This window comes from Arthrobacter sp. SPT-J7 (assembly GCF_059089965.1).
Genome location: NZ_JBNHFF010000253.1, coordinates 1 through 4,511 on the forward strand (window position 1 = coordinate 1; position 4,511 = coordinate 4,511).

Consider the following 4,511-nt stretch of genomic DNA (forward strand, 5'->3'; position numbering starts at 1 on the left):
TGCTCTCCCAAACCAACGGCGGCGACGAACGGTACCAAGTCCATGTTGCCGAACTTCAGCTTCCGGACGCAACCGCGGCAGGCCTCGCCGTGCTCCGGCGGGCCGTTGCCGAGGCGCCGATCAACGGGCTCGACACAGCGCTGGTTCCTGCCGGCCTCCGCGCGGCCGAACGCAAGCTCCTGATCCTGGACGTTGATTCCACCCTCATCCAGCAGGAGGTCATCGAACTCCTTGCCGCCTATGCGGGCAAGCGGGAAGAGGTGCACGCCATTACCGAGGCTGCCATGAGTGGGGAGCTGGACTTCACCCAAAGCCTCCACACCCGGGTTCAGGTCCTCGCAGGGCTGCCGGCCGACGTCGTCCATTCCGTCTCTGCAGAAGTGAAGCTCAGCGAGGGGGCCTCCGACCTCGTGGCGGCTTTCAAGGCCGCGGGCCACGTGGTGGCTGTTGTGTCCGGCGGGTTCAACCAGACCCTGGAGCCCATTGCCGGCGAGCTGGGCCTGCACTACTGGCAGGCGAATGAGCTGGAGATTGTCGACGGCGCGTTGACAGGCAAGGTACTCGGCGCAGTGGTGGACCGGGCGGCGAAGGAGAAGTACCTGCGCGCGTGGGCCGCCGCCGAGGGCATCGCCCTTGAACATACCGTGGCCGTGGGCGACGGCGCCAACGACCTGGACATGCTCGGCGCTGCCGGGATCGGGGTCGCGTTCAACGCCAAGCCGGCCGTGCGGGCCGTAGCAGACGCCGCCGTCACCATGCCGTACCTCGACGCCGTCCGTTACATCGCGGGCGTTTGATCCTTTTTCAGCGTTTAACCGCGAAATGACATGTCGCGGCAGTGCCCGTTGGGAACGTTGCCGCGACATGTCATTTCGCGTTGTTAGTGAAGCTAGCTGGTGGGCTGGCCGGCGCCCTTGCCGAAGTAGTCCGCGCCGCCTGCGTACTCGGTGTGGCCGGATTCGATGTCGGCGGTAACCATGCTGGCCACCACTTCAGCGAACTCTTCCACCGAGTAGAGCTTTCCGGCTTCGGCCCGGCGCGCTTCGATGGCACCAGGGGTGGAGCGGTCGAGCAGCGTTGCGGTGACGGTGCCCTCGATCATGTCGCCGGACACAACTACAAGGGTAATGCCTTTTTCGGCGAGGCTGGGGATGAGTTCGCGCAGAGCGTCCTCCCCGGCACGCTTGCTGCGGGCCACCGGCTCGTAGGCATCCATGGTGGGCACGGTGTTGATGAAGTGGGCCTGGTGGCTGGTAACGAACACCACGCGGGAGCCTTCCTTCATCAGGGGCACGGCTGCGTTGAGCATGTTGACCTGGGCGTCGCGGTTCAGTTTGAGCGCGTAGTCCTCCCCCATGCCGGTTTCCATGCCGCCGGAGGCGTTGAGCACCAAGATGTCCAGCGTCCCGAAATTTTCCATGGCCGCGGAGGCCAGGGCCTGGACGCCTTCCTGGGTGGTGAGGTCCGCGCCAACGGCGACGGCACGCCCACCAGCGGCTTCGATCCCCTGCACCACCTTGTTGGCGCGCGGCGCCTTCTGGCGGTAGTTAACCACGACGGCAGCACCCTGGCCGGCGAGGATCTTCGCTACCTCAGCACCAATGCCGCGCGATGATCCGGTGACGATGGCGGTCTTGTTGTCCAGCAGTCCCATACGAGCTCCCTTTGTTCGAAACGTCTAAATCGCTGAAGGTCTGCAGTCCATCATGCCAGCGGCCGCTGCCGATCCGCTTGTGTGACCCCCACAAAGAAGGGCCGTACTGCTAGTTTTGAGGCGCCGGTCAGTGGCCCATGCCCAGGCCGCCGTCCACGGGAATGACAGCACCGGAGATGTAGGCGGCTTCCTCGCTGGAGATCCAGCGGACCACGTTGGCAACCTCTGTAGCCTCGGCAAAACGGCCTGCCGGAATGCTGGAGAGGTAGTCCTTCTGCGTGGCTTCAGGAAGTTCGGCGGTCATGTCCGTGTTGATGAAGCCGGGGGCCACCACGTTAGCGGTGATGCCGCGTGAGCCAAGTTCGCGGGTCAGCGAACGGGCAATGCCCACCAAGCCCGCCTTCGAAGCGGAGTAGTTGATTTGGCCTGGGGCGCCGTACAGGCCGGACACCGAAGAGATGAGGACCACGCGGCCCTTGCGCAGGCGGATCATGCCCTTGGAGGCGCGCTTGATGACCCGGAACGCACCAGTCAGGTTGGTGTCAATGACGGACGTGAAATCATCTTCGCTCATGCGCAGCAGCAGGGTGTCCTTGGTGATGCCGGCGTTCGCCACCAGGACCTCCACCGGCCCGTGGGCCGCTTCCACTTCCTTGAAGGCTGCGTCCACGGACGCCTCGTCGGTGACGTCGGCCTTCACACCCAGGATTCCCTCCGGCAGCTTGGACTCGCTGCGGTAGGTCACGGCCACTTTGTCCCCGTTGGCCAGGAACGCTTCGGCGATGGCCAGGCCGATGCCGCGGTTGCCGCCCGTGATGAGGACGCTGCGGGGGGCGGTGGCTGCTTCAATCATGAAAAAGGCTCCGGATTTCTGCGGCTGTGTGCCGCGGTAAAAGAGGGGTGATTTGGCTGACTTCGATCTTAGCGTCAGCCCCGGGCCTGGTTTGGGTGCCACTGCCGTTGGTGAGAGAATTGAGGCAAGCCTTTGGAGCGTGATCAATCACCGTGACCCTTGAAAACCATGCGGGACAATCCGCGCCGGGAGAACCCGGGCGGTTCTCCGGCGATTCGGAAGTCCACAGCATCACGGATGCCGCGGGAGCCCATTCCGAGGACATGCACCAGCGCATGGTCAAATACGCGCTGGCCATGGGAATCCGCATGGTCTGCCTGATCCTGATCTTCGTGGTGGACGGCTGGCTTAAGCTCGTTATGGTCGCTGGAGCAGTGTTTCTGCCCTGGATTGCGGTGGTCATAGCCAATGGCAATGACAACGCCGAGGGCCACAGCGACCTGCTGCTGGAATCTGCGCCATTGACAGAGATCGAAGGCCCGCCCGCTCCATCCCCCGACGATGAGCACGGCAGCGAGGTCCTGCAGGGCGAGTTGATTGAAGACGACGAAACACCATCAGGGCAGGAGCGAAGGGCATCATGAGTATTTTTGACTTCGCAGCAGGAACCGATCCTGCGGTGGCGGAAGCCGCTGCCATCTGCTCACGGAAGGCGTGCAGGGCCCAGGCCTCCTGGCAGCTCCAGTGGAACAACCCGAAGATCCACTCCCCCGAGCGCCGCAAGACCTGGCTGGCCTGCGCAGACCACCGCGACTGGCTGGAGGATTACCTTCAGACCCGCGGCCTTTGGAAGGAAACTCTGCCGCTTGCGGACCAGGGCGTATCCGGTGCCCTGGAGCAGGACAGCTGAATGTACCGTTTCCTCTTCTCCAGCAAGTGGCTGGGTTATCTCCTGCTGGCTGCCATCTTTGCATCCGCGTGCGTCTTCCTGGGCCGCTGGCAGATGGACCGGCGCGCGGAGACCCTGGCAGAGATCAACCGTGTCGTGACCAACTACTCGGCCACGCCCATCCCCTTCTCCGAGGCCAAGGAACAGTTCAACAACCGACTGGACCCTGCCATGGAGTGGACACAGGTGGAGCTGAAAGGCTCGTACCTCGCCGATGAGCAGCGCGTCGTCCGGAACCGGCCGCTGAACGGCCAGCCGGGCTATGAGGTGGTTGTCCCCTTCCGCCTCACCACAGGCGAAACCGTAGTAATTGACCGGGGATGGCTGCCCATCGGCAACAAAAATCCGGGCAGCCCTGATTCGGTGCCGGAACCTCCCACCGGTGAGGTGACCGCCGTCGTGCGTTTGAAGCATCCGGAACCTGAACTGCAGCGTGGGGCACCGGAAGGCCAGCTGGCTTCCATTGACCTCGCCGCCTATTCGGCCCAGCTCGGACATCCCCTGCTCACGGGGGCGTACGGCCAGCTCGCATCAGAGACTCCGCCTGCCGCGGAAATGCCGCTACCGTTCCCGAAGCCGTCCATCGAGGAAGGCACGCACCTGTCCTACTCCCTGCAGTGGTTCGCGTTCGGCGTACTGATGTTTGTGGGCTTCGGCTACGCGGCCCGCCAGCAGGCCCGGAACGCAGCGATCGACGCCGAGGACGACGACGATGAGTCCGCGCGGCCAATTCACTCCGCGACTGCCGCCACACGCCGTCGTCCGCCAGCTCCACGCAAACGCAGGCATGCGACCTCGGAGGAAGAGGAAGACGCCCTCCTGGACGCCCAGGGGTACTGAGGCGGGGTGCCTTCGCTCCGCTTGTGCCGGCGCCGCGTTGGCCTATGGCGGCTAAGCCAGGGTGATGAGGTCCAGGTAGTCTTCGTTCCAGTGGTCTTCGACGCCGTCGGGCAGCAGGACGACGCGCTCGGGGTTGAGGGCTTCCACTGCCCCCTCGTCGTGGCTTACCAGGACGACGGCGCCGCTGTAGTTCCTGAGGGCGCCCAGGATTTCCGCGCGGCTGGCGGGGTCGAGGTTGTTGGTGGGCTCGTCCAGGAGCAGGACGTTGGCACTGG

The 4,511-nt window shown here is 64.4% G+C and carries 6 protein-coding genes and 1 pseudogene; 4 read left to right on the forward strand and 3 right to left on the reverse strand.

The annotated features are described in order from the left end of the window. Positions 1 to 797 (forward strand): phosphoserine phosphatase SerB (serB, locus tag AC5RWX_RS30685; RefSeq protein WP_494099981.1); only part of this gene is annotated, 797 nt, incomplete at its 5' end. Between the two features lie 92 nt (positions 798 to 889). Here the strand turns inward: serB and AC5RWX_RS30690 are convergent. Further along, positions 890 to 1,654: an SDR family oxidoreductase gene (locus AC5RWX_RS30690; protein WP_494099982.1), complete on the reverse strand. Its 765-nt coding sequence runs from the start codon at positions 1,652 to 1,654 to the stop codon at positions 890 to 892. A 127-nt stretch (positions 1,655 to 1,781) separates the two neighbouring features. Next, complete coding sequence (locus AC5RWX_RS30695) at positions 1,782 to 2,507, reverse strand: beta-ketoacyl-ACP reductase (RefSeq protein ID WP_494099983.1); 726 nt, start codon at positions 2,505 to 2,507, stop codon at positions 1,782 to 1,784. 152 nt (positions 2,508 to 2,659) lie between these two features. Between AC5RWX_RS30695 and AC5RWX_RS30700 the strand changes: the two genes are divergently transcribed. Genes AC5RWX_RS30700 through AC5RWX_RS30710 form a run of 3 tightly spaced genes read left to right on the forward strand, consistent with a single transcriptional unit; the run spans position 2,660 to position 4,236 of the window. Beyond that, the gene (locus AC5RWX_RS30700) at positions 2,660 to 3,091 is read left to right on the forward strand and encodes a DUF3099 domain-containing protein (RefSeq protein ID WP_494099984.1); all 432 of its coding nucleotides are present in this window, start codon (positions 2,660 to 2,662) and stop codon (positions 3,089 to 3,091) included. After that, entirely contained in the window at positions 3,088 to 3,357 is a 270-nt protein-coding gene (locus tag AC5RWX_RS30705) for a hypothetical protein (protein ID WP_494099985.1), read from the forward strand. The genes AC5RWX_RS30700 and AC5RWX_RS30705 overlap by 4 nt, the downstream gene beginning before the upstream one ends. Further along, positions 3,358 to 4,236 (forward strand): SURF1 family cytochrome oxidase biogenesis protein, encoded by an 879-nt coding sequence (locus AC5RWX_RS30710; protein ID WP_494099986.1) that lies wholly within the window; start codon positions 3,358 to 3,360, stop codon positions 4,234 to 4,236. It begins immediately after the preceding gene. 51 nt (positions 4,237 to 4,287) lie between these two features. Here AC5RWX_RS30710 and AC5RWX_RS30715 read toward each other — a convergent pair. Beyond that, a pseudogene (locus tag AC5RWX_RS30715) lies at positions 4,288 to 4,511 on the reverse strand (ABC transporter ATP-binding protein); the annotation flags it as partial.